General features: G+C 64.5%; 19 protein-coding genes, 1 tRNA gene and 1 pseudogene. 11 read left to right on the top strand and 10 right to left on the bottom strand.

Annotation, left to right across the window (positions count from 1 at the left end; all coding sequences use genetic code 11):
• The first annotated feature begins 21 nt into the window (after nucleotides 1-21).
• Together BXY39_RS10570 and BXY39_RS10565 are read left to right on the top strand one after the other, a co-directional pair.
• Nucleotides 22-1296 (top strand): MFS transporter, encoded by a 1275-nt coding sequence (locus tag BXY39_RS10570; protein ID WP_170163759.1) that lies wholly within the window; start codon nucleotides 22-24, stop codon nucleotides 1294-1296.
• A 338-nt stretch (nucleotides 1297-1634) separates the two neighbouring features.
• Nucleotides 1635-3221 carry an ABC-F family ATP-binding cassette domain-containing protein gene (locus BXY39_RS10565; protein WP_121938794.1) on the top strand — a complete coding sequence of 529 codons (1587 nt, stop codon included), beginning with the start codon at nucleotides 1635-1637 and terminating at the stop codon, nucleotides 3219-3221.
• Nucleotides 3222-3583: 362 nt separating this feature from the next.
• Here the strand turns inward: BXY39_RS10565 and BXY39_RS20025 are convergent.
• Nucleotides 3584-3757, bottom strand: a pseudogene (locus BXY39_RS20025) (DUF2000 family protein); the annotation flags it as partial.
• On the opposite strand from BXY39_RS20025, the gene BXY39_RS19720 reads away from it, so the two are divergent.
• The 3 genes from BXY39_RS19720 (at nucleotide 3674) to argE (ending at nucleotide 6820) form a co-directional block, all read left to right on the top strand.
• On the top strand, nucleotides 3674-4120 hold the full coding sequence (locus BXY39_RS19720) for a DUF6653 family protein (protein WP_342779441.1): 447 nt from the start codon (nucleotides 3674-3676) through the stop codon (nucleotides 4118-4120). The pseudogene BXY39_RS20025 and the gene BXY39_RS19720 overlap by 84 nt on opposite strands.
• Nucleotides 4121-4582: 462 nt before the next feature.
• A complete protein-coding gene (locus BXY39_RS10555; protein WP_121938793.1) occupies nucleotides 4583-5662 on the top strand; it encodes a C45 family autoproteolytic acyltransferase/hydrolase in 1080 nt (359 codons plus the stop codon).
• Nucleotides 5663-6820 carry an acetylornithine deacetylase gene (argE, locus tag BXY39_RS10550; protein WP_121938792.1) on the top strand — a complete coding sequence of 386 codons (1158 nt, stop codon included), beginning with the start codon at nucleotides 5663-5665 and terminating at the stop codon, nucleotides 6818-6820.
• Here argE and BXY39_RS10545 read toward each other — a convergent pair.
• The 4 genes from BXY39_RS10545 to BXY39_RS10530 all read right to left on the bottom strand — a co-directional run bounded on the left by BXY39_RS10545 (nucleotide 6817) and on the right by BXY39_RS10530 (nucleotide 10057).
• Nucleotides 6817-8307 carry a sodium:solute symporter family protein gene (locus BXY39_RS10545; protein ID WP_121938791.1) on the bottom strand — a complete coding sequence of 497 codons (1491 nt, stop codon included), beginning with the start codon at nucleotides 8305-8307 and terminating at the stop codon, nucleotides 6817-6819. The two genes, argE and BXY39_RS10545, sit on opposite strands and share 4 nt — an antisense overlap.
• A gap of 2 nt (nucleotides 8308-8309) precedes the next feature.
• Complete coding sequence (locus tag BXY39_RS20110; protein ID WP_425458910.1) at nucleotides 8310-8483, bottom strand: DUF3311 domain-containing protein; 174 nt, start codon at nucleotides 8481-8483, stop codon at nucleotides 8310-8312.
• 520 nt (nucleotides 8484-9003) lie between these two features.
• Nucleotides 9004-9093, bottom strand: a tRNA-Ser gene (locus tag BXY39_RS10535).
• Between the two features lie 346 nt (nucleotides 9094-9439).
• Complete coding sequence (locus BXY39_RS10530; RefSeq protein WP_121938789.1) at nucleotides 9440-10057, bottom strand: Hsp20/alpha crystallin family protein; 618 nt, start codon at nucleotides 10055-10057, stop codon at nucleotides 9440-9442.
• Between the two features lie 276 nt (nucleotides 10058-10333).
• On the opposite strand from BXY39_RS10530, the gene BXY39_RS10525 reads away from it, so the two are divergent.
• The gene (locus tag BXY39_RS10525; RefSeq protein ID WP_121938788.1) at nucleotides 10334-10798 is read left to right on the top strand and encodes a VOC family protein; all 465 of its coding nucleotides are present in this window, start codon (nucleotides 10334-10336) and stop codon (nucleotides 10796-10798) included.
• Nucleotides 10799-11372: 574 nt separating this feature from the next.
• Here the strand turns inward: BXY39_RS10525 and BXY39_RS10520 are convergent.
• Entirely contained in the window at nucleotides 11373-11930 is a 558-nt protein-coding gene (locus BXY39_RS10520) for a hypothetical protein (RefSeq protein ID WP_121938787.1), read from the bottom strand.
• A gap of 605 nt (nucleotides 11931-12535) precedes the next feature.
• On the opposite strand from BXY39_RS10520, the gene BXY39_RS10515 reads away from it, so the two are divergent.
• Nucleotides 12536-13639, top strand: a complete 1104-nt coding sequence (locus BXY39_RS10515) for an alkene reductase (RefSeq protein ID WP_121938786.1) — start codon at nucleotides 12536-12538, stop codon at nucleotides 13637-13639.
• A 27-nt stretch (nucleotides 13640-13666) separates the two neighbouring features.
• Here BXY39_RS10515 and BXY39_RS10510 read toward each other — a convergent pair whose 3' ends face one another.
• The gene (locus tag BXY39_RS10510) at nucleotides 13667-14653 is read right to left on the bottom strand and encodes a nitrilase-related carbon-nitrogen hydrolase (protein ID WP_121938785.1); all 987 of its coding nucleotides are present in this window, start codon (nucleotides 14651-14653) and stop codon (nucleotides 13667-13669) included.
• A 146-nt stretch (nucleotides 14654-14799) separates the two neighbouring features.
• Here BXY39_RS10510 and BXY39_RS10505 point away from each other — a divergent pair, with 146 nt between their 5' ends.
• From BXY39_RS10505 to BXY39_RS10495, 3 genes are all read left to right on the top strand, one after another.
• On the top strand, nucleotides 14800-16308 hold the full coding sequence (locus BXY39_RS10505) for a UbiD family decarboxylase (RefSeq protein ID WP_121938784.1): 1509 nt from the start codon (nucleotides 14800-14802) through the stop codon (nucleotides 16306-16308).
• An 18-nt stretch (nucleotides 16309-16326) separates the two neighbouring features.
• Nucleotides 16327-17673 carry a TldD/PmbA family protein gene (locus BXY39_RS10500; RefSeq protein ID WP_121938783.1) on the top strand — a complete coding sequence of 449 codons (1347 nt, stop codon included), beginning with the start codon at nucleotides 16327-16329 and terminating at the stop codon, nucleotides 17671-17673.
• Nucleotides 17674-17823: 150 nt separating this feature from the next.
• Nucleotides 17824-18714 (top strand): 3'(2'),5'-bisphosphate nucleotidase CysQ, encoded by an 891-nt coding sequence (locus BXY39_RS10495; protein ID WP_170163758.1) that lies wholly within the window; start codon nucleotides 17824-17826, stop codon nucleotides 18712-18714.
• A gap of 420 nt (nucleotides 18715-19134) precedes the next feature.
• Here the strand turns inward: BXY39_RS10495 and BXY39_RS10485 are convergent, their stop codons facing one another.
• The 3 genes from BXY39_RS10485 to xseA all read right to left on the bottom strand — a co-directional run bounded on the left by BXY39_RS10485 (nucleotide 19135) and on the right by xseA (nucleotide 23269).
• Entirely contained in the window at nucleotides 19135-19902 is a 768-nt protein-coding gene (locus tag BXY39_RS10485; RefSeq protein ID WP_121938781.1) for a TorF family putative porin, read from the bottom strand.
• Nucleotides 19903-20048: 146 nt separating this feature from the next.
• On the bottom strand, nucleotides 20049-21251 hold the full coding sequence (locus BXY39_RS10480; protein WP_245999064.1) for a M23 family metallopeptidase: 1203 nt from the start codon (nucleotides 21249-21251) through the stop codon (nucleotides 20049-20051).
• A gap of 92 nt (nucleotides 21252-21343) precedes the next feature.
• A complete protein-coding gene (gene xseA, locus BXY39_RS10475; RefSeq protein WP_245999056.1) occupies nucleotides 21344-23269 on the bottom strand; it encodes an exodeoxyribonuclease VII large subunit in 1926 nt (641 codons plus the stop codon).
• 252 nt (nucleotides 23270-23521) lie between these two features.
• Here xseA and purD point away from each other — a divergent pair, with 252 nt between their 5' ends.
• Nucleotides 23522-24787 (top strand): phosphoribosylamine--glycine ligase, encoded by a 1266-nt coding sequence (purD, locus tag BXY39_RS10470; protein WP_121938779.1) that lies wholly within the window; start codon nucleotides 23522-23524, stop codon nucleotides 24785-24787.
• Nucleotides 24788-24930 lie beyond the last annotated feature (143 nt).

The following is a 24930-nucleotide window of genomic DNA, read 5'->3' as shown; positions in this document are numbered from 1 at the left end:
AGCGGAAAGACCACCGACGGTATGGCCAACACTGCGACAGCATCCGCCAAGGGCGCGCCCTCCATCAACACCATCGTCATGGCGGGCGGTCTCATACTGGCGCTGTCCTTCGGCGCGCGCTCCATGTTCGGCGGCATCGTGGAACCGATTTCGAACGACCTGTTCGGCGGCGCAATAGAGATCATTTCCCTGTCGATCGCGATCCAGAATCTGGTCTGGGGGCTGGCGCAACCTGTTTTCGGCATGGTCGCGGATCGATACGGCGACCGCCGGGCGCTTGCCATCGGCCTTTGCTGCTACCTCGCGGGGCTGGGAGTGTGCATCGTCGGCACCACGCCTCTGGCGCAGCATCTGGGCGCGGGGCTGCTTGTCGGCATGGGCATTTCGGGAACGGCCTTCGGTGTCGTGCTGGCCGTGATCGGCCGGGCGGCGCCCGAGGAAAAGCGCGCGCTCTATCTCGGTATCGCCTCGGCCCTGGGGTCCGTCGGGCAGGTTGTCATGCCGCTCATGGCGTCCTGGCTGACGGCGTGGCTGGACTGGCGGATGACACTGGCCGTGATCACGGTAATGCTGGCGCCCATGGCGCTTTGCATCCCGCGCCTGCGGGCGGATGCCGGCCCTTCGGCGGGCGGGGGCATGGGCCGCGCGGGCGGGGACGACACGCCCCCGCTGCGCCAAACCGTGACACAGGCGTTCAGACATCCCAGCTTCCTTTTTTTGACCGCCGGGTTCTTCGTGTGCGGGTTTCATCTGGCCTTTATCACCGCGCACCTGCCGAACTATGTGCAAAACTTCTGCATCGGCACGGGCATGTCACCGGGGGAGTTGCGCGCGTTCGGCCTGCGGGCGCTTTCCGTGGTCGGTTTCGCCAACATCATCGGCACACTGCTCGCCACGCATTTAGGCACGCTCTTTCCCAAACCGTACGTGCTGGCGGCGATTTACGCGCTACGCACTCTGGTCATCCTCGTTTTCATCTCGCAGCCCCTGACGCCCCTGTCCATTATGGTTTTCGCCTTCGCCATGGGGGTGCTGTGGCTGTCGACCGTACCGCTGACCAGCGCCCTCGTTCTCACCATGTTTGGTCCGCGTCCCATGGGCACGCTCTTCGGTTTCGTGTTTCTCGGCCATCAGCTTGGCGGCTTCATCGGCGTATGGCTTGCCGGTGCCTGGTTCGATATATACGCGAATTATGATGTCGTCTGGCATGCCTCGGTCGCCCTCGGCGCCGTCTCCGCCCTTTTGCACAGCCTTGTAAAAGAGCGCGGCGCCGGACCTGCGCTTCACCATGCATAGGCCCGGTTGCCGGCCCTCGTCCCGCCGCCGCGCCGCGTTTAAAAACTGCGGATGGTATACATGTTTCAGGCCGCACGACTTTCAATTAAATAATTATAAATAAAGCAATTTTTTCCAAAAAACTGGATACTGTCCCCATATTTTACAGCGCCGGCTTCAACACGGACGCCAGGCCCGGCATGGGCTGTACGCACCGGACGGGTGCCCCCTTGCAATGGACGCAGCCGATACCCATATCCGAAAAGAATTCGATGCATCCCATCCGGAGATTTTCCCGCCATGGACAAGACCCTTGCCGCCTTCCGCCCTTCGGTATCGCTGCAAAAACGGTCCAGTCCATGCCCGCATCCATTGCCCTGTCCGATCTATCATGGTCCACGCCTGACGGCGTTCGGCTTTTTGACACCCTGAATCTGACCTTCGGCCATGAGCGCACCGGCATCGTTGGGCGCAACGGGGTCGGCAAAACCACCCTTTTGCGTCTGATCGCCGGCGTGCTGGCCCCTGCTTCCGGGCGGGTGCGGGTTTCAGGCACATGCGCGATGCCGCGGTGGAAAACAACGGCACAGCCCGGCGAAACCATCGCCGATCTGTTCGCGGCGCGGTCGGCGCTCGCCCTGCTCGACCGGGCCGAAGCCGGCCGGGCGGATGCCGAGGCCCTGGCTAAGGCGGATTGGACCCTGCCCGCACGGATCGCGGCCGCTCTCATACGCTGCGGCATCGCGGCCGATCCGGATACGCCGCTTACAGCGCTTTCGGCGGGACAGCGCACGCGCGCCGTGCTTGCGGCGCAGATCTTTACCGAACCCGATTTCCTGCTGCTGGATGAACCGACAAACACGCTCGACCGCGCCGGACGGCAGGCCGTGACCGCCCTGATCAAGGAGTGGAAAGGCGGTGCGATCGTCGTCAGCCATGACCGCACCCTGTTGGAGGAAATGGATGCCATCGTCGAATTGACCCCGCTCGGGGTGACCCGGTATGGCGGGCCTTACAGCGCCTATCGGCTGCGCAAGGACACCGAGGCACAGGCGGTACAGCGCGATCTCGTCCATGCGGAAAAGGTCCGCGCCGAGACGGACCTCCGCGCGCGGCGGGCCGCCGAACGCAAGGCACGCAAGGACGGCGCCGGACGCAGGACGCGGGCGACGGGCAGTCACCCCAAAGTCCTGCTGGACGCCGCCAGGAACCGGGCCGAGGCATCGGACGGAACGAACGCCCGCCTGCGCGACAGGCAGCGCGCGGCCGCCGACGCGGCCCTGACCACGGCGCGCGCGGCGGTCGACCGGCAGCGTGCGTTTCACATGGCCCTGCCGTCGACCGGCCTGCCATCCGCCAGGGTCGTGCTGCGGCTTGACGGTGTGACGGGCGGATATGACGACGATCCTCCCGTCATCCGCGACCTGTCGCTGACCGTCACCGGGCCCGAGCGTATCGTCATTGCCGGACCGAACGGCAGCGGCAAGACGACGCTGCTCAAACTGATGACCGGCGAGCTCGCGCCCCGTCGCGGCACGGTGGCCCTGCCGGTTCCGTGGGCGCTGCTGGATCAGCATGTGGGACAGTTGGACCCGGCGCGCAGCCTCCGCGACAATTTCCTGCGCCTGAACGGCGGGGCGGACCCGCATACGGCCCGCGCCGCGCTCGCCCGTTTCGGGTTTCGCGCGCGCGATGCGCCGCGCCGCGCAGGCGAGCTGAGCGGCGGCGAGCGCGTGCGCGCGGGCCTTGCCTGCGCGCTCGCGGCGCCGGTGCCGCCACGGCTGCTGATCCTCGACGAACCGACCAACCATCTTGACCTGGACGGTATCGCGGCACTGGAGACCGCGCTGACCACCTATGACGGCGCGGTGGTGGCGGTCAGCCATGACGCCGCATTTCTGAAAACCCTCGCCGCGAACAGAACGCTTGAATTACCCACGCCGTAAAGGCCGGGCGCACCGAATACCGGGCGTGACGCCTTGGCCCGCATGGTCTTGGCCGCGTCCCCTGAACGCAAACGTGCCCCGGCACGGCTATTGACGGCCCGGACCCTCAGAAAAGCGACGGCAAATAGTGCCTTTTTGGCCTTCCGTTGCATACGCGATGCGCGTCGACCCTACCATGGGATGACCGATCGGAAAGGGCATGCTCAGCATCGCGACCTCGCTCCCTATCCTGCATCCGGATATACCGCTCAATGGCCGACGCGCCGGCGCCGCCATGGTCTTTTCGCCCGCTCAAACACACCCATCCGCCGGATACCTTCAATTCCAGCCACACGTTGGCCGCGCCAAGGGCCGCTTCGCCAAGCATGCATCTTCGCGCCCTTGGTGATCTTGTCGCCGATCTTCCTGTCGGCCCTGAGCGTGACGCCGACGGTGTTCTCTTCATCGACGCCATGTTCGGCGAACACCGGGCGATTGGCCGCGTCATGGCCTATGGCGAACATTTCCTCGATATAGACCGCCGTTTCAACACCGCGGACAGTTGGACCGCGCGGGGCATTCTGGACGAGCACGCCTTTCTGAACCGAAAGCATGTCCCGATCCCGGCCGGGCCCCAGCTGGTCGCGCGGGTAGCGACAACCCTCTCGGGTCTGTTCATGGGGATCGTCATCCGGGGCCTTGTGCGCGGCGAGTTCTGGACCGCCTTCGCCGGCTGGCACGCCCCAGTGGTCTGCCAGGCGTGGTTCGTCGACCGCATGGCACTGCTGTGGGTCGACATGAAGGACAAGCACCCCACCTGTGCCGCCTTGGGCGGACGTCGCATGGTCGCTACTGTTCTCGGCGAAGTCCGGGATATGAGCGCGGCTCCGCGCCATGGAGCACGATCATGCGGCGCTTGAGATGCTAAAGACCACAAGAGTTTGACGTATCCGCTGCGCGCGCCTGATGCTAATGGTCTTGTTTAGGTGTAGAGCTCTTTATCGGTTTTGCGGGGGAAAGGCAAAGAAATGGCTGAGAGTGTCTATGAACCCATGACAAAAGCAGAGGTGATTGCCGCGCGGCACGCATAGGCAAACTATGTCACAGAACAGGATGTTGACATTCCGCTTGAACTCTACGATTTCGGTGCGCCTGACGAATCTCTCCTCTCCAAATCCACTTTGGCGGATGTAAGACGGTTGGATCGCGATGGGCCACATCATACTTTGTTGGCGGTGATGGCAATGCGACCTGAGCGGACTACGCTTTCACCTGTCACAAGATTGAGGGGCGGGTCGTAAGTTCACTGCGCCATTCGTCGCTTAAATGGCTGCCACCCATCGACGACTGAAGCCCGACACGAGGGTAAAGGAAACAATGCTATGGAACTTCCGCGCTTAACCGTTACCGGCACCCGACAAGACATGGGCCGCCAATATGGAACCCATTTCCGCGATATGATCCATGCGTTTGTATCGGACCGGGTGGCTGCGGTTGATACATACCTGAGGGAAGCCGGTCATTCACAAATGGCATCGCTTTTTGAAGCAGGCACTGCCTGCCTCGAACAAGTGCGCACTTATGACCCCGAGGGCTATGTGGAGCATATCGCCATTGCCGAAGGCGCGAAGCTGGACCCGGTTCAACTGTTCACCGCCGCCAACATGACCGATGTCCGTGACATTATCGTTTTACCGGGCGATCCCCCTGTTTTGGAGGATGAAGGGTGCACCGCCGCGCTTCTGCCTCCCGGCATCACCATGCAGGGGCACAGCATCCAGGGCCAGACCTGGGACCTGAACGGCCCGGACGTCAACTATGTGGTCGCCCTTCACCAGCTACCGGATGATGGCCCGGAAACATGGACCGTGACATGTGCAGGATGCCAGACCCTTATGGGTATGAATGAATACGGCGTCACGGTCGGCACCACCAATCTCAAGACCAGGGGCGCACGCGTCGGCATCCCCTATCTTTCCGTCCTGCATTTGGCCTTGCGACAGACGAGCCGCGACGCCGCGAATGCGCTTTTTGAAAAGACGCCTGTCGCCGGCAGCCACTCCTACTGGGTTGGCGATAAAAGTGGCGCGACAGAGTGGGAAAGAACACCGATGTCCGCACATGCCCGAACGACGGATGATGCCCCCCTGACGCGTTCAAACCATTGTTTGATCGCAGAAAACAGGAAGCTGGAATCGGACATATCAGAGAGCAGTCATGCCCGGCTTGAGCGCATGCAGGCGCTGCTGTCACAATCGGATACGCACACCGCGCAATCTCTCAGCCGGCTTTTTGCAGACCGGTCCGATGGCCGCTTAAGTATCAACCGCCGGGCTGAGGATCAATCCGGCGCCACAACGAATGCCGTGATAGCCTGCAATCCGGCGGAACTGGAATTCCTGGCCTGCCGCGGTCGCGCCGACCAGGGCGATTGGATCAAACTTGAGTTTGAAAGGCGCTGAATGTCTGATTTGCAGACCCAGATAGACTGGATCGCACGCCTCGTGCGGCATGACACCACCTCCCGCAATTCCAATCTCAATCTGATTGAAGATGTGGAGAGCTATCTCACTGAGAATGGCATCAGCGCGACACGGGTCCCGAACGAGGACGGCAGCAAGGCCAATCTGTACTTTTCGGTAGGCCCGAAGGTCGCGGGCGGCGTTGTCCTCTCCGGCCATACTGACGTGGTGCCGGTGGACGGTCAGCCATGGGATACCGACCCGTGGGACGTGGTGGAGAAAGACGACAAGCTATACGGCCGCGGCACCGCGGATATGAAAAGCTTCTCAGCGATTGGCCTGTCACTCTTGCCCGAGATGCTGGCCGCCAATCTAAAACGGCCAATCCATTTCGCCCTGAGTTACGACGAAGAAGTCGGGCTTCTCGGCGCACCCGCCATGATCCGGGAAATCAGGGACCTCCTGCCAACGCCGGCGGCGGTCATTGTTGGTGAACCATCGGACATGCAGGTTGTTGACGGCCATAAGGGTATCGCCGTTTTCAGAACGGAAATAACCGGGCATGAAGCCCATTCCAGTCAGCCCCATCGCGGCGCAAGCGCTATCATGGCGGCAGGCCGCCTCATCGCCAAATTGACGGCGATGGTGGAGCAACGAAAGTCCGCCGCTCCGGGTGACTCGCCCTTTATGCCACCCTATACCACCATTTCCGTTGGCGTGATCGAAGGCGGCACGGCGGCCAACATCCTGGCACGTCGGTGCACCTTCACCTGGGACGTGCGCTGCATTCCCAGGGATGACGTCGGTGCCGTCCGCGCTGAATTCGATGCGGAAACCCGGACCGTCCTTGCAGAGATGCAGGCCATCGCGCCGGACTGTATGATCACAACGCACATGCTGGCTGACGGCCCGCCCCTGATGCCGCAGGGCGAAAATGCCGCGGCCGAGCTGGCGCACAAATTAACCGGGTCCAATGTGCGGTCCTCCGTCTCCTATGCCGCGGAAGCCGGGCAGTTTCAGGAAGCGGGGTTCCCAACGGTGATCTGTGGGCCGGGCTCAATCGATCAGGCCCATCAGCCGAACGAGTTCATCAAATTAAGCCAAGTCGCCGAAGGTACGCGCTTTATGCGCAAGCTGATACGCTATTTGAGCAGCTAGGAGGGCGTCTTGCCCCCCACCTCAACAAAAGCGGCGATGTGTTGACGCTGCTGCGGCTTGGTGAGAAGGCTCACACCAACCAGAACACATATGTGGACGATGAGCCCCAGAAGACCTTCGTGCAGGTCAAACGGACGCAGGTTTGCCCCGAAATAGCCGGTCATAAAAAAGAACGCTGCGGTTATTGAACCGGACGCAAATCCCGAGATAACACCTGCCGTTGTCGCCCGGGGCCAGTAAAGTGCGGCCACGATCGGCGGCGCGAGCTGGCAGATGATACCGTAGGACGTCAGCAGAAGTACCACCAGCGAAGCGCCCTCGCTCACGGCGAAGCCGTACGCGACCGCGCCAACAACAAGAACGAAAATCTGGATCAAACGGCGCTGCTGCGGATCTGATAGGGAACTGAAGGGCTTGATGCCGTCTTCAACAGTGACGGAAGCGGCGGCATGCATGAGGGAATCGCCCGTGGACATTGATGCGGACAGGGCGCCAGCACAAAACAGGCCCACGACAATCGCCGGCAGATCCGTATTCAGGATCATAAAGGGAAGGATGAAATCGGCCGAGGGCGGGCGCTCGGGATAGAGCACACCGGCAAAGCCAATCAGGAAAACCGGGATCAGAAACAACTGAAATGTGGGAAACAGGACCACCGTCTGCCTCAGGGTATTGTCCGTCCGGGCCGTGAAAGCCTTCATGAAAAGATGCGGCCACATCATCAACCCGACCGCGGACACAATAATGGCACTTGAATAGCCCCCCCAGGACCAGGGCTCTCCCGTCGCGGTCAAACCCGGCAAAGACAAAAGTTCCGGCCGTTCGGCATGGATCTGGGTGAACATCTCACCAACCCCGCCATAGAGGCTTATCGGAAGATACAGGCCCAACGTCCAGGCAATCGTCAGCATGAATATACCCTGAAAGGTATTCGTCCACCCGACAGCCGTCACACCGGAGAAAAGGACATAAAGGGTGACGATGCCATAGGACACGGCCGCTCCCAGCCACAAGGGGATATTGCCATCCGTGACGGCCTCAATGACGATGCCGGCCCCCCGCATCTGCAGCGTGACATATGGAATAAAGGCAAGCAGGGTCAGGGCGGCAATCAGCACGGACAGCGCACGTGATGGAAACCGCCCGCAAATCAGCTGGGCTTGGGTCACATAGCCACGGCTACGACCAAGGGCCGCGGCTTTCGGACCGATGTAAAAATAGGGAACAATGCCCAGCACCCCGTAACACAGGATGTAGAAGGCTGCGGCTCCGCGACTGTAGGCCCAGCCCGGGCCGCCGAGAAAAGCGAATGCGGAAAAAACCGACGCCCCAAGCACGAAATACATCACCAGGAGACCGAAATCACGGTCGCCCGCAACATAGCCCTGCACACTCATGGACGATCGCCGCCCGGACAACAGGCCGATCGCCAGGGTTATCCCCAGATAGAGCGTTATGATCAGCCCGATAACATGCCAGCGTTCCAAAACTACTCTTCCCCCGACCGCTGTTCACTTCTGTACAAGGCAACCAGAAGGCACAGGGCGCCAACGATAATCAGTGCGATAAAGAACAGATTGAAAGGCAAACCAAATACCAGGGGCCGCACTTTATTGAACAAGAGGACACCAGGCCATGTCGTGACGACAAGAAAGACGACCATATAAGCCACGACAGCATATCTTAATGCAAGAACACCCACCCCAAGTCCTTATAGTGAAAAAACTGACATATTGTCTTCGCAATATGCTGTGATGAGACGACTGGTTACTATGGTGGTTTGGACCTTGGCACGCTGTCCCCATTTATGTCCAGTTCCATTCAGGGCCACAAGGGCGCCGAAGATACTGGCCCACCCAGGAAACCCTGTTTGGCTTCACACGACCCAGGTCAATCTCTTTCCATGACCGACTAAAGCCACAGGATCTGTGACTTTGTGCCCCGGACACCAGAGCTGGTCTCCATCACCGCCGCCAAGAATCGAACGATTATCCTGTCAATTCCCTGTTGTTTTGCAGAGGACAAAGGAAACGGCGACAATGGGGATCCGAGATTGGGGGAGAGAATGTGGCGGACCCCAGGCACGCAGCCCGTCGTCTCGCACAGCCACACGCAGGCTTAACCCCAAGACCGAGGGGAGTAACTTCTTTTTAAAATCAAGGGCTTAATGAACAGAAGGTGAGTGGCGGAGAGGACGGGATTCGAACCCGCGAGGGGATCGCTCCCCAACTCGCTTAGCAGGCGAGCGCCTTAAGCCACTCGGCCACCTCTCCGCCGCCGTGGATAGCCAAGTCGCTCTTAGAAGTCAACGCGGGAAGTCAAGAAAACGCAGCCCGAGCGCCAATCGGCCATGGGGCTTGCCGGACGGGCGGCGCGCCGCGACCGGCTATGCCGCCGTAATAAGGCCGACTGCTTGAATGGCGTGTCCGAACGAAAGGATCAAGACGACAAAAAAAGTGGCGTGCCGGCAGTACAGGCACGCCACTCTCCCGGAACCAGGCGAATAGGGGAAGCATTGTGCGACTTCGGCCCCGGGATCCTCCCGACGCGCCCGGTCCGGTCCCTTGCGGACTGTGACAGGGCGCGCCTATGTCCTGGCATCACATCAGGCACCGTCCGTCAGACGGACTTCACCTTGATGGTTTTGGCGGTTTCCTTTTCCTCCACCCGTTTTGGCAGCGTCACGGTCAGAACGCCGTTTTTCAGCTCGGCCTCGGCGGCGGTGGCATCGACCGTCTGCGGCAGGCCGATGCGCCGCTCGAACCGGCCATAGCGGCGCTCGCTCACATGGCGGGTTTCATCCTTGTCCTCGCGGCTGATCTGCTTTTCCCCCGACAGGGTCAGCAGATTGTCCTCGATCTCCAGCGAAATGTCCTCTTCCGACAGGCCGGGCAACTCCGCGCTCAACACCAGTTTGCCGTCGGTCTCGGCAATGTCGATGTGCGGCGCGATCACCGGGGCCTCGGGGCGCATGTGGCGGGCCAGCGGCATTTCCCCGAACATGGAGACGGGATGCTCGCCCATGAAACTTTCAAACAACCTGTCCATTTCCTGGCGCAGCGCGGAAAAGGGATAGCCGGGCCTGCGCATCTCGGGCGCCGCCGGACGGGCCTCGCGGCCGCCAGTATTGCCGGCCTGGGGGCCGGTGGTTTGGGGGGTGTCTTGCCTTTCCGTCATTGCACTGTCCTCGTTCAAAATCGCCCATGGCGCCAGAAGGTGGAACAAGGATGCCGCCACTCATGCCGCCCCCTCTCCGCTGCCCTTGTTGCGGGCACTGACGGCCCTCGGGCGCGGGCGGGCGCTGTCTTTGTGCACTTCACATCCTGGACTTGTTTTTTCACGGGCGCGGCGTACCGTCCTTGACGCTTGTCAAATTTTGCGGCGGGTCCGAAAATGCCCGTGGGCGGAACACCCGTGCCGGAACCGGACAAAGACGGAATGTCCAAAGCCTGACGGACCGGGACGGCAAGGCGCACTCACGGCACACGAAAACCTATCGGAGACAGTATCGACATGACGGCGAACACCCCTTCCCCTTCGTCCGCGACAGCGGTGGCAGCAGCCGGCATTCCCCCCTTTCATCTGGCCGTGCCGGTGGACGATCTGGCGGCGGCGCGGCGTTTTTACGGCGGGTTGATGGGCTGCGCCGAGGGCCGCTCCAGTGACCGCTGGGTGGATTTCAATTTTTTCGGACATCAGCTTGTGGTGCATCTGGGCACGCCGCTCAGCCGGCCCGACACCAATATGGTGGACGGTGAGGCTGTGCCCGGCTTTCACTTCGGCGCGGTGCTGGGCTGGGACGCCTGGCATGCCCTGGCCATCCGCCTGGCAAAGGCGGAGGTGACCTTTTTGATCGAACCGCAAATCCGCTTCGCGGGCGAGGTGGGCGAACAGGCGACCATGTTCTTCCACGACCCCGCGGGCAACGCGCTGGAAATCAAGGCGTTCCGCGATCCCGCGCAGCTGTTCGCCACATGAAAGTCCTGCCCCTGCATCTGGGAAACGGAACCGCACGCCCACCAGCCCTCAGCCTGCCCTAATCTATAGGCGCGGGTGAAGACTGAACGGATGTGCACCTTCCAGAACCAGCTGTTTTGTTGACGGCAGACGGCCGAGTCGGGCTTCTGTCATATGCAAACGGGCAGGATGTATGCGGCCCACATCCCTGACTTTGCAGGGCATATATGGCGCCTGAAAACGCCATAAATTCCGAGAGAAAATACATTCCGGGAAAAAATAGTGGTGGAACAGCGCCGGCTGGGCAGGTTCCGGCGCTGTTCCACGGCCCCGTGTGCCGCGGCGGCACTGGGAGGGGACTGTGAATTCTTAATCGGCGGAAGGGTGTGGGTACATCTGCCCACCTGCGCATCCGTTCCCCTGCCTGCATCACCCCGACACCCGCCGCGCAACCCTTCCAATCCGTGGGAGGCGGCTTGAGAGCCCAAGGCCAGGTTGACGCACCCTCTGCCTGCGGACGATTTAATACTCTCGAAACGGGAATGTCGAGTATTATCGTACAGAAATACACTTTTTTCGGGAAGAGCCCTGCCGGCTACCCGCGTCCGACCGCCCGGATGATCAGGGGCATCAGCATGAAAAACACCGCAAACGCGCCGAGTCCCATGAATTGCGCGTGGGCATGGCCCATCGCCAGGACCAGGGTAACCAGTCCGGCGGCCCCGATGATGAGAACCGCCGGTAGCGGCAGGGCATACCCCAGATAATGCAGATAGCGTATGCCGGGACGGGCGCTGTCGCCGGTGGTGTCCGTGTCCGGGAACAGCTCGCGGAACACCGTCTCTTCGCGGCTGACGGGCCAGACATAGGCAACCAGCAGGGCCGCCACCAAGGCGCCGAAATGGGCCAGCGGATGGTCCGGAAGGCCGATCATCTGTGCCACATTGTAACCGAGGATGATGATCAGGCCGGCACCGATGGTCGGCGCCTTCATGCGGAACTGTTCGAGCTGCTCAGGCGTCAGGGGATAGCGGCGTCCGGTCCAGCCGAGACGGACGGACACCACGGTGCCGCCCGCGCGCTGAACCCAGAGCCCGCCGTCATAAGGGGCGGTCCGGATGGATTTGAAAATGGTGCCGATGCCTGTTTTCACAGTTCTACGTCCTCTGGCCTGCGTACTCTGGGGTCATACCGACTCTGGGGGTCATGCCGATGTCCGCGCCGCCGCCGGTCTCGTCGCCCGCCGGTTTCGTGCCGGTCCATGACTAGCACATTTCCCGCCCGGTGCCACAGGCACGATGATGCCGTGAGGGTGCCTAACAGGGTGACGGCAAAAATACAGGCTCAAAAAGTACAAAAACCCCGCACCGTGAGGAGAGGGACGGGACGGCAGCGGCGGGGCCACCGAACGGCGACAGCGTGAAACGGCACGGTGTTTCGGTGGCACATCCTGGCAGACCGGGGTTTTCGCGATACCGCTTGGAACAGTGTCCTTGCGCTGCCGTCCTTGCCAATACGGTATCCGGTTTCCCGGATGACATCCCCGTGATATTCACCACTGACTGTGGCCGACCGGCTTGAAAGGGGACCGTACCGCCCCCACCTCGCCACGCAGGGCACGGTTTCCGCCTGTGAGTGCCGGGGTCTGCCCCAGTCTGCCTAAACCCAGTCTGCTCAAACACTGTCTGTCCAAACCCTGTCCGCCATACTGTATCTGTCGGTACCCGTATCTGTTCACACCGTCCGGAGCCTTGACCCATGACCCAGCCTCTCCCCGCCGCCAACGCCCTGTTCACACCGCTCACACTCGGCGACATCACCCTGCCCAACCGCGTTCTGATGGCGCCTCTGACACGCAACAGGGCACATGGCGACGGCACGCCCAATGTGGGCCTCGCCGCGCGCTACTATGCCCAGCGGGCCAGTGCCGGGCTGATCATTTCCGAGGCGACACAGATCAGCGCCATGGGCAAGGGCTATATCGACACCCCCGGCATCCATACGCCCGCGCACGTGGCCGCGTGGCGACAGATCACCGACGCGGTGCATGCGGCGGGCGGGCGTATTTTCATCCAGCTGTGGCATGTGGGCGGCATCAGCCACACCTCGCTTCTGCCGGACGGCGCCGCGCCCGTCACCCCGTCGGGCGTCCATGTGGACAGCCAGACTTTCCTCGCGGAAGGTTTCGCCCCGGTGTCCGCGCCGCGCGCGCTGGCGCTCAGCGAGATTGCGGGCGTCGTCGCCGACTACGCGGCGGCGGCGGAAAACGCCAGGGCCGCCGGCTTCGACGGGGCGGAAATCCATGCCGCCAACGGCTATCTGATCGACCAGTTCCTGCATGACGGCACCAACCGGCGGGATGACGCCTATGGCGGCAGCGCTGAAAACCGCGCCCGCCTGCTGGCCGAGGTGACGGACGCGGTGACCGGCGTCTTCGGCGCCGGACGCACCGGCGTGCGGCTGGCCCCCACGGGCAGCTATAACGGCATGACCGACAGCGACCCCGAGACCACCTTTTCCGCCGCGATCGACATGCTGAACGATCGCGGCCTCGCCTTCCTGCATTTTGTCGAGGGCCTGCCCGGCGTCGAGACCAGTGCCGACGACCACGCTCTCCTCGACCGGTTGCGCCGGCGCTGGCAGGGTCTTTTCATCGCCAATGGCGGCTATGACGGCGACCGTGCGGCTGCGGCTGTGGCGGACGGCCGGGCCGACGCGGTCGCCTTCGGCCGGGCCTTTATCGCCAATCCGGACCTGCCGCGCCGGCTGCTGGAAGGGGCGGCGCTCAACAAATGGGACGGCGATACCTTTTACGGCGGCGACGCGCGGGGCTATACGGACTATCCATCGCTCGCCGCCTGATCCGCCACCCGGTCGGTTGCCGCCACATCAGTCCTCGGCCGGACCGTCGCCGAAGACGACGCCCTGCGCCTCCTCATTGACCAGCAGGGTGAAGATATCGGGCCGGCTGTAATGGCCGGTCACGTCCAGATCGTATTTGCCGCGCGCGATGTCGCCCATATCCAGATCGGCGACCAGAACCGCCTCTTCATCATAAACCGGCCCGGCCAGTACCCGGCCGAGCGGCGAAACGATGACACTGCCGCCGCGAATCAGCACGGTGGCCGGATCGTCGCCCTGCATGCAGTCGTAATCATCCGGATAATCGGCGCGGACGGCATACTGGCAGGCGGCCAGCACGAATGTGCGGCCCTCCCAGGCGATGTGACGCATGGCGTGCTGCCACTGGTCGCGGTCGTCGACCGTGGGGGCGCAGTATATCTCCACCCCCTTGGCATATAGGGCGAGACGCAATTGCGGCATGTAATTTTCCCAGCAGATCGCCCCGCCGACAGCGCCGAGCGGCGTGTCCACCACCGTCAGGGTCGACCCGTCACCGAATCCCCAGATCAGGCGCTCCATCGCCGTCGGCATGGTCTTGCGGTGCTTGCCGAGAAAACTGCCGTCCGCGCCGATATAAACGCTGGTGCAGTACAGGGTGCCGCCGTCGCGCTCCATCACACCGGCGACAATCATCAGATTGTGGCCGGCCGCGATGTCGCACATTCGGTCCAGTTCGGGCCCCGGCAGGTCGATGGCGGCGGCGTGATAGCGGCGGAACCAGTCACGTCCCGCATCATCGCGCTGGCCGACACGGGCGCCGAAATCCATGCCCTTGGGATACCCGCCGACAAAGGCTTCCGGAAAAACGGCGATCCGCGCACCCTCGCTCGCCGCCTTGCCCGCCAGCCGCTCCATGCGTTCGAGGGTCGCGGGCGTATCGAATGCCTGTGGCGCGGCCTGAATGACGGCGGCGCGCACGGTGGCGCTGTCTTGGGTGTCGGCATCGGTCACGGCGGTCTCTCCCTTATGCATACGGTCTTATCCCGCCCGCTTTCCTTGGCCCAGCCAAAGGCCGCTTGCAAGTCACAGAGCCGTGCGCGGATGGCAGATGAATGTGTTGGACCGTGCGACATCATTTGCGCTGGCACGGCCCCGGACCTTCGCCTATAAGGCAAGCCATGCCATACGGATCCTTGCGCGATTTCATCGATCATCTGGAACATACCGGGCGCCTTGTCCGGGTGAAGGAACCGGTGTCGACCGATCTGGAAATGACCGAGATCCAGACCCGCGTCATCGCCGAAGGCGGCCCCGCCATCCTTTTCGAGACCGTCATCAACGAACGCGGCGAAAAGGCGGAGATGCCGGTGCTGGTCAATCTGTTCGGCACCGTCGAGCGCGTCGCCATGGGTATGGACCGCACACCGGACGAACTGCGCGCCGTCGGCGAAACGCTGGCCTTCCTGAAACAGCCGGAGCCGCCGCGCGGCCTGAAGGATGCGGTCAGCCTGCTGCCGCTGGCTGGGCAGGTCATGGCCATGCGCCCGAAAACGGTCAAGAAAGCACCGGTTCACGAGGTGGTGCTGACGGGCGACGCCATCGACCTGAACCGTCTGCCCGTGCAGACCTGCTGGCCGGGCGAACCGGCACCGCTGATCACCTGGCCGCTGATCGTCACCAAGGGGCCGTCCACCCGCGCCGAGGACAATTACAATCTGGGCATTTACCGCATGCAGCGCCTGTCGAAGACACAGACGCTGATGCGCTGGCTGAAACACCGGGGCGGCGCCCAGCAGTATCAGCGCTGGAAGGACGAAAAACGCGAACCGGTGCCGGCGGCGGCCGTCATCGGCGCCGATCCGGGAACGACACTGGCGGCGGTAACGCCGGTGCCGGACACGCTGAGCGAATATCAGTTCGCCGGCCTGCTGCGCGGCAGGAAGGTGGAACTGGTCGACTGCAAGACGGTACCCTTGAAAGTGCCGGCGAGCGCCGAAATCGTGCTGGAGGGCTTCGTCAGCCTGGACGATTACCGCGACGAAGGCCCTTACGGCGATCATACGGGCTATTATAATTCGGTCGAACCCTTCCCGGTTTTCACCGTCACCGCCATGACCATGCGGCGCGACCCGATTTACCTGTCCACCTATACAGGCCGGCCGCCGGACGAACCAAGCGTCCTGGGCGAGGCACTGAACGAGGTCTTCATCCCCCTGTTGCAGCAGCAGTTTCCCGAGATCACCGATTTCTGGCTGCCGCCCGAGGGGTGCAGCTACCGCATCGCGGTGGTGTCGATGAAGAAGGCCTATGCCGGCCATGCCAAGCGGGTGATGATGGGTGTGTGGTCCTTCCTGCGCCAGTTCGTCTACACCAAATTCGTCATCGTGGTCGACGACGACATCGATGCGCGCGACTGGAAGGATGTGATGTGGGCACTGTCCACCCGCATGGACCCGGTGCGCGACATCGTGGCGGTGGAAAACACACCGATAGACTATCTGGATTTCGCCTCGCCGGTCTCCGGCCTCGGCGGCAAGCTGGGCCTGGACGCCACCAACAAGGTGGGCGGCGAGACGGACCGCGAATGGGGCCGACAAATCCGCATGGACCGGGCGGTGGTGGACAGGATCGACAGTCTGTGGGCCGATCTCGGCATTCCGGGACGCGGCGCGTCAATTTGGAAATAAGCGTTTGGAAATGAGTGTATGACACAGGATAGCGAGACCCTTGGCCTTCTGGAGGATCTGATCGGGCAGGCCCTGCGCGCGGGCGCCAGTGCCGCGGACGCGGTGGCGGTGGACAGCGTGTCGACCGCCGTGTCCTGGCGCAACGGCCGGCTGGAGGATGTGGAGGGATCGGAGGGCGAGGATATCGGCCTGCGCGTCTTTTTCGGTCACCGGCAGGCGGTGGCATCGACCAGCGACCGCCGCGCCGACAGCCTGAACGATCTGGTCGAGCGCACCGTCACCATGGCGAAGGCCGTGCCCGAGGACCCGTATTGCGGCCTGGCCCCGGAAGAGCGCCTGTTCAAGGCCCCCCTGCCCGAACTGGACCTGCGCGACGATACCGACATCTCGCCCGAGACATTGAAGACGCTGGCCGCACGGGCCGAGGACGCGGCCCGCGCCGTCGAGGGCGTGACCAATGCCGAAGGCGCCGGCGCGTCGGCCGGACGGGGCCGGGTATCGCTGGTGACCTCGCACGGGGTGGCGGCGACCTATGGTGGGACCAGTTTTTCGGTCTCGGTCGCGGCGGTGGCCGGCAGCGGCACCGGGATGGAGCGCGACTATGACATGTCGAGCGCGCGCTTCCTGGCGGACCTGGAAGACGCAGCCCACGTCGGCACACGCGCCGGCGAACGGGCGGTCAGGCGGCTCAACCCCACCAAACCGGAAAGCGCGGCCATGCCGGTGGTCTTCGATCCACGGGCGGCGGCCACACTCCTCGGTCATTTCGCCGGGGCGATTTCGGGCGCCAGCGTGGCGCGCGGCACCAGCTTTCTCAAGGACAGGATGGGCGAGACCGTCTTTGCCCCCGGCGTCACCATCATCGACGACCCCTTACGCAAACGCGGCCTGCGCTCGCGCCCCATCGACGGCGAGGGCGTGGGCGTGCGCACCACCAGGCTGATCGACGACGGCGTGCTGACAGGCTGGCTGCTGAACAGCGCCACGGCCCGGCAACTGGGCCTGGAGGTCACCGGCCACGCCACGCGCGGCACCGGCGGACCGCCCGGCGCCGGCACCAGCAACCTGTACATGGCCGCCGGCCCCCAAAGCCCCGAGGCGCTGATTGGCGACATCGCCGACGGTTTTTACGTCACCGAGCTGATCGGCATGGGGGTGAACCCGGTGACCGGCGACTACAGCCGCGGCGCCGCCGGATTTCGCATTCTGCAAGGGGAATTGGCCGGTGCGGTCAGTGAAGTGACCATTGCCGGCACACTTCAGGCTATGTTCCGGGAGATGACGCCGGCGTCGGACCTGGAATTTCGCACGTCCATCAACGCCCCGACCGTCCGTGTGGACGGCATGACGGTGGCCGGTGCCTGATGATAAAACACATGATGAGAGAGTAACCGGGCAGACCCGATAAAAAATGGCGGGCCGGCCGAGAAAAAGCGCACCAGCGCGTGGGTAACGGACAAGATGAACACGACAGACATGCCGGAGCGGAGGGCCGCCCCGGACAGCCCTGATAATATGGGCGATCGAACGGACGATCACACGGATAATCACACGGGCACACACGACACCAAAATCGCCGGGGCGGAGTTCTGTCCGCCCCTGGACCGCGACGCGGCCCTGGCCGAACGCGCGGTCCGCAAGGGCGCCGATCTGGCGATGGAATATTTCAGAAAGCATATCCGCTATTGGGACAAGGGACATAACGACCCGGTCTCGGAAGCGGATGTGGCGGTGGATCATTATCTGCGCCATGCCCTGATGGATGCCCGGCCCGGTTATGGCTGGCTGTCGGAGGAAACGCGCGACTCGGACAGGCGGCTGGCCTGCGGGCGGGTGTGGGTGGTCGACCCGATCGACGGCACGCGCGCCTTTCTCGAAGGGCGCGACGACTGGGGCGTGTCGGTCGCACTGGTGGAAATGGGCGTGCCCCAGGTTGCCGCCTTTTACGCACCGGCCAGAGACGCCTTCTACATGGCCGTCGCCGGACAGGGCGCGACGAAAAACGGCGAAAGCATCCATGTCAGCGATCAGGCGGACCTCGCCCATGCCCGCATGATGGGCGACCCGGACGCCTTCCGGTCCAGCCGTCTGTGGCCGGAACCCTGGCCGGAGACCATGACCGCCGAGCCGGCCAATTCCATCGCCCTGCGCCTGTGCCAGATCGCCGACAGCCAGTATGACTGCTGTGTCACGCTGCGCCCCAAGAATGACTGGGACATGGCGGCGGCCGACCTGATCCTGCGGGAAGCCGGCGGCCGTGTGACCACGGGCGACAAGGCGCCGCTGATCTACAACCGGGCGAAACCGCTGCACCGGCACATCGTCGCCGGTACGCCGGGACTGATGCCGGGCATGATGCAGCGTGTGGTGCCGGCCCTGAACATCTGGCGCAACCGGGCGGCCTAAAGCCGCCCTCCCCTTGAATACCATCAGCCCCTTATTAAGGGCGGTACAGGAACCGGTGGTACGGGCATTGGTGGCACGGGCATAGGCGGCACCGATATCGACGGCACCACCGGCATGGATGGTACAGGCATCGGCGGCGCGGATATGGGCGGCACGGGCATCGGTGGCACAGGCATTATTGGTTCAGGCATCAGCAATCCACGAAAGTGGCGATCCGCCGCACGTCGGGGCGCGGTTGCCCTTTCGCATGGGTCGGCGACCGGAACAGACCGTACCGGGACAGAGGGGCCCTTGGCAACGACGCCTCTGAAATGCCCCCGAGCATTTTCGATGATGATAACATCACCCCGAGGGCATTCTGAATTTTAGATTCCAGCCGCTTCCCAGGCGGCGAGCGGCACACTGTCGTCTGAAAGTGCTTTAGAAATACAGGCGCAGGCCGAAAGAAAGGTTGCCCTCGCCCAGCGTGTCGCCGCGCCCGCCACGGGGCGTGCCGGGATCGGCGGCCGGGCTGTCGAGCGAGGTATCGCTCCACACGGCGCTGAGTTCAAAATCACCGACAAACCAGCTCAGTCCCGCCGACCAGTCGACAAGATCGCTGCGGCCGTCACGCAGGTCATGGCCCACATGGGTCAGCACCGTCAGCGCCGGCAGGCCCGGCACGGGAACCTCCAGGTCGAAATAGCCGTACAGGCTGTCGGTCTCGGGGGTGAGCCAGCGCCCGTCAAAGGCATAGGCCAGCCCGGCACGGGTATAGAACAGGCCGAAATCCCGCGACAGGCTGGTCTTGATTTCGGGGAAAAAACGGCCCTCCTCGCCGCCCTCGAACCCGTCCAGTTCAAAGGACAGGTCAAGGGTGAAACCGTCCACATCCGCCAGATAGCCCACATACGGGCTGAGCCGCACGTCGGCGCCGCCGAACAGACGGCCAGGCACCCGGACCCCGCCGCCATGGGCGCCGATATAAACGCCGCTGTCATGTTCCAGCGTCAGGGACCCGACGAGCGATACGTCCTGATCCGACAGGCTGACACCCCTGTCGCGGTAATCGGTGACAGCACCAAGAGCGCCGAACACGGTGACGGGTGCGCTGTCATCCGTCTGCGCCGCCGGGGCGGCACAGAAACAGGCCGCCACGGCCGCAAACGGACCCAGTGCCGCCGAAGGTGACAAAAACCGAGCTGTCATGAAGGATGCCCCTTTTTCGTTTCTTGATCTTGAAGCGCTGTTTTTTCTTGAAGCGCTGCTTTTGCAAGCCCCGTTTTACAGTCTTGCCATTTTTTGTGAAGCCCCCGCCCCCCGGATCCGGCGCGCGGCCATGCGGCCGCCGGGCGTCAACGCCGCGTGTCCGGTGCGCCGGTGTCGGTTGCCGGTTTGGCCCCACCCGCGACCCCGGTGCCGGCGGAAAAAAACAGCCCGGGGTCCAGCCGCACGCGGCCCCAGTTGATGCGCCAGTCCACATGCGGGCCGCTGGCCCGGCCGGTGGCGCCGATGGTGCCGATACGCTCGCCTTTCGCCACGCGGTCGCCTTCGGCCACATCGACCGTGTTCATATGAAACAGGGTGGAGGTGACGCCGAAACCGTGATCGATGATGACGATCCCGCCTTCCAGCAGAAAATCGGGCGCCGCCAGACGCACGATGCCGCCGGCCGGGGCGACGATGGGGGTGCCGGTGCTGTTGGCGATGTCGATGCCGTAATGGGGGCTGCGCGGTTTGCCGTTGAGGATGCGCTGACTGCCGTAAAAGCCGGAGAAGCGTCCCTCGGCCGGCAGGATGAAGCCGTCGGCCCAGTCGGTGGCGTCGGTGACCGGCGCGCGGGCGGAGACGACGCGGCCGGTCTCGCGCTTGCGGCGTTCGCGCCATTCGGGCGGCGGGGTGACGGTTTTCGGCGGCAGGCCGTCGATGCGTTCGATATCGAAGCGACGGGAAGCGACGCCCAGGCGCCGCACCGTCTGGCGGCCGTCGGGATAGGTTAAGGCGAGGCGGGCTTCCGGGCCGGCGTCGCGGCCGAAGCCGAAGACGAAATGCCCGTCCGCCCCCACCTTGACCGGGGTGCCGTCGAGGGTCATGCGGGTGCCGGGCCGGGTGCGGCCCCAGACCATGCCGCCCTGAACCAGAAAGCCGTCGAGCGTGACGGGCGGACCGTCCTGCATCCGTGCCGGGGCGGGTGTGGCCTGGGAGACGGTCTCAGGAGTGGCCTGGAAGGCAGCCTGAGGGACGGTCTGAGGGGCGGTCTGAGGAGCGGTCTGAGGAACGGCCAGAGGAGCGGTCTGGGGGGCGGCGGCCAGAGGGACGGTCTGGGGGGCGGCCAGAGGGGCAGCCTGAGGGGCGACCAGAGGAGCGCTCTGGGGGGCGGCCAGAGGTGCAGCAAGGGGGGCGGCCAGAGAGGTAACCGGAGGTGCGGACAGGGGCGCGGCCAGGAGGATGCACAGGGCGGCGAACCGGGATGCCCATACCGGGATAGGCCGGGCGGTCCTGTGAGCCGGCGGCGTGTCGAAGTCCGGGTGGGGCCGGTCTGTCGTGTCGGTCGTCATACGGTGTCGTGTCCCTTGTCTTGCGCGGCCATGGTGGCGCCGCATTGGGGCGGAGATGTGACCCTGCCCCCACACATGAGCATGGCGCGGCCTTAAAACAGCTGGCCCTGTTTGTTATCCCGGTTCGGACCGCCTGGCCCGCCTGGCCCATCCGGGGCGGCGGATTTGGGGGAGAGGGATTTGGGGGCGGCTTTTCGTGCCGGGCGTTTTGGCGCGGGTGCATCCGGGGCGGTGCCGGTGTCCGCCGGGTCGACGGACATGGGCCGGGTGCCGTCGCGGAAACGGACATCGACGCGCTGGCCGGGGGTGAGCGCGCCAGCCTCGGTGACGGGGCGGCCGGCATCGTCCATGACCAGGGCATAGCCCCGGTCGAGCACCCGCGCGAAGGACAGGCTGTCCAGCATGCGGGCGGAGGCCGACAGCCGGTCGCCCAGACCGTCCAGCCGGCGCCGCACGGCGGGCGCGAGGCGGCTGTCCGCGCCGTCGAGGCGCTGGCGGCGATAGCGCACCCCGTCGCGCAGACGGGCCGGCGACAGGCCGCCGACAAGGCGGTTCAGGCGGGCCGACCGCGTCCGCGCCACGGCGATGAGACCGCGCGGCAAGCGGTCCGACAGATCGTCGAAGCGCTGGGCGGCAAGACCCATGAGATCGCGCGGGGACGGCAGGGCGCGGGCGAGCGCGGTCAGACGGTCGGCGCGGTCGTCCACCAGGCGCCGGCGCCGGCCGTCGAGCCGGCGGCCCAGATCGGCGATGGCGGCGGCCAGATCGGCCCGCACCGGCACGGCCATTTCCGCCGCCCCGGTCGGCGTGGGCGCGCGCCGGTCGGCGGCATGGTCGATCAACGTCCAGTCGGTTTCATGCCCCACGGCGGAAATGACCGGAATGGCGCTGGCGGCCACGGCGCGCACGACGATTTCCTCATTGAAGGCCCAGAGATCCTCGACCGAGCCGCCGCCGCGCGCGACGATGAGCACATCGGGCCTTGGCAGGGCGGGACGATGGGCACCGGCAGGAGTGGCGGCGCCAAAAGAGGCATCGGACGGGTCGCCCGACGAGGGGCCGGCAGGCACGCCGGAAGAGATGTCGGAAAGGATCGCGGAAGAAAGGCCGGAAGGGGCGCCAAAAGGGGCGTCGGACGGGTCGCCCGACGTGGGGCCGGCAGGCACGCCGGAAGAGATGTCGGAAGGGATCGCGGAAGAAGGGCCGGAAGGCGCGCCAAAAGAGGCGTCGGACGGGTCGCCCGACGTGGGGCCGGCAGGCACGCCGGAAGAGATATCGGAAGGGATCGCGGAAGAAGGGCCGGAAGGCGCGCCAAAAGGGGCGTCGGACGGGTCGCCCGACGAGGGGCCGGCAGGCGCGCCGTAAGAGATGTCGGAAGGGATCGCGGAAGAAGGGCCGGAAGGCGCGCCAAAAGAGGCGCCGGAAGAGGCATCGCCGAGGGCGTTGAAGCCATTGATGCCGGCGGCGATTTCCTCGGCCGCGCCGTCGCCCTGCACCCGCACCGGCCAGACCAGCACATGGCGGGGAAAGCGGTCGGACAGGCGGTGGAGAATGTCGCGGATGACCGCCCCGGTGGGCGAGGTGACGACGCCGATGACGGTGGGCAGATAGGGCAGCGGTTTCCTGGCGGCCTCGTCGAACAGGCCCTCGGCGGCCAGTTTGCGGCGCCGGTCCTCCAGCAATGCCATGAGGGCGCCGACCCCGGCGGGTTCCATATGGTCGACGACAAGCTGGTATTTCGAGCGCGCGGCATAGGTGGTGAGCTTGCCGGTGACGATGACCTCGAGCCCGTCCTCGGGCCGGAAGGACAGCCGGCTGGCGGTGCCGCGCCAGCACACGCCGTCCATGACCGCAGTGTCATCCTTCAGCGCGAAATAGAGATGGCCCGAGGCCGCCCGCTTGAAACCGGACAGTTCGGCGCGCAGGCGCACATGGCCGAACCGGTCCTCGACCGTGCGTTTCAGCACGGCGGACAGTTCGGAAACGGTGAATTCATGAATATTGGCGCCGTCGGTCATAATCGTTCGTCAGTCCAGTCTTGTTCGCCGGTCCAGTCTTGTTCGTCAGTCCAGCCTTATTCGTCAGTCCAACCGGGGGCCGCGCGGCCGGCACGGTCCCCGGTCCATCGTCCGGGTCGGGTCGCGGCGGGACCGGCTAAAACCAAACCCCGATCGAGACCCTATTGAGATGCGCCAAGCCTATGCTACAAGGGCGCACCGGCTCAAGCCGGGATGTTGCGTATCCATCACGCACAAGTGAAGGAGGGGGTCATGCGGGTTCTTTTGATCGGATCCGGCGGACGGGAACATGCGCTGGCGTGGAAACTGCGCCAGAGCGCGGACCTGAGCGCCCTGTTCTGCGCCCCCGGCAATGCCGGCATGGCGGAGATCGCGACCTGCACGGCGCTGGACAGCGCGGACAGCGACGCGGTGATCGCCTTTTGCCGGGACGAGGCGATCGACCTGGTGGTCGTCGGCCCCGAGGCGCCGCTGGTGGCCGGGCTGGCCGACCGGCTGATGGAGGCCGGCATCCGCGTGTTCGGGCCCGGCGCCTATGCCGCGCAGCTGGAGGGGTCGAAACAGTTCACCAAGGAGATCTGCCGCGAGGCCGGCGTACCGACGGCGGCCCATGCCCATTTCACCGATGCGGCGGCCGCCAAGTCTCATGCGGCGGACCACGGCCTGCCGGTGGTGATCAAGGCCGACGGTCTGGCCGCCGGCAAGGGCGTGATCATCGCGGAAAGCCGGGATGCGGCCATGGCCGCCATCGACAGCCTGCTGCCCCTGTCCGGATCGCTGGTGATCGAGGAGTTTCTGGACGGCGAGGAGGCCAGTTTTTTCGCCCTGGTGGACGGCGGCCATGCGGTGGCCCTGGCGGGCGCGCAGGACCACAAGCGGGTGGGCGACGGCGACACCGGCCCCAACACGGGCGGCATGGGCGCCTATTCACCGGCGCCCGTGGTGACGGAGACGATGGCCGCGCGCATCATGGCCGAGATCATCGAGCCGACGGTACAGGCGCTGAAAGACCGGGGCCATCCGTATCGCGGCGTGCTGTATGCCGGGCTGATGATCACGGCGGACGGACCGAAGCTGATCGAGTATAATTGCCGTTTCGGCGACCCGGAATGCCAGGTGCTGATGGCGCGTCTGGACAGCGACCTGCTGGCGCTGATGGTGGCGACGGCCGAGGGACGGCTGGCCGGCATGGCGCCGCGCTGGTCGGCGGACACGGCGCTGACGGTGGTGATGGCCACGACCGGCTATCCCGGCGCCTATGCCAAGGGCAGCGTGATCGGCGGCATGGAGGATGCCGGCGCGGTCGAGGGGGTGACGGTTTTCCATGCCGGCACGGCCCGCGACAACGGCGCGCTGACCGCCGCCGGGGGCCGGGTGCTGAATGTGACGGCGCGGGGCGACAGCGTGGAACAGGCGCGCGAGCGGGCGTATGCGGCGGTGGACAGGATAGACTGGCCGGAAGGCTTTTGCCGCCGCGACATCGCATGGCGTGCCCTGAAACGACCTGAAACGACCTGAGGCAACACAGGACCGATAACAGCAAGGGCGCCGAGGACGGCGCGCCAGAGACGAAGGCACAGAGACGACGCCCAAGGGGAACAAACCGGACGGAACCGTCCGGGAGAGGCCAGAGGCAAGGCCAGAAAAAAGACAGTCCAGAA

The sequence above is a fragment of the Eilatimonas milleporae genome, assembly GCF_003688555.1.
GTDB classification, from domain to species: Bacteria; Pseudomonadota; Alphaproteobacteria; order Sphingomonadales; family Kordiimonadaceae; genus Eilatimonas; species Eilatimonas milleporae.
The sequence above is the reverse complement of the archived record's forward strand: the minus strand, read 5'-3'. Positions and strand labels throughout refer to the sequence as shown.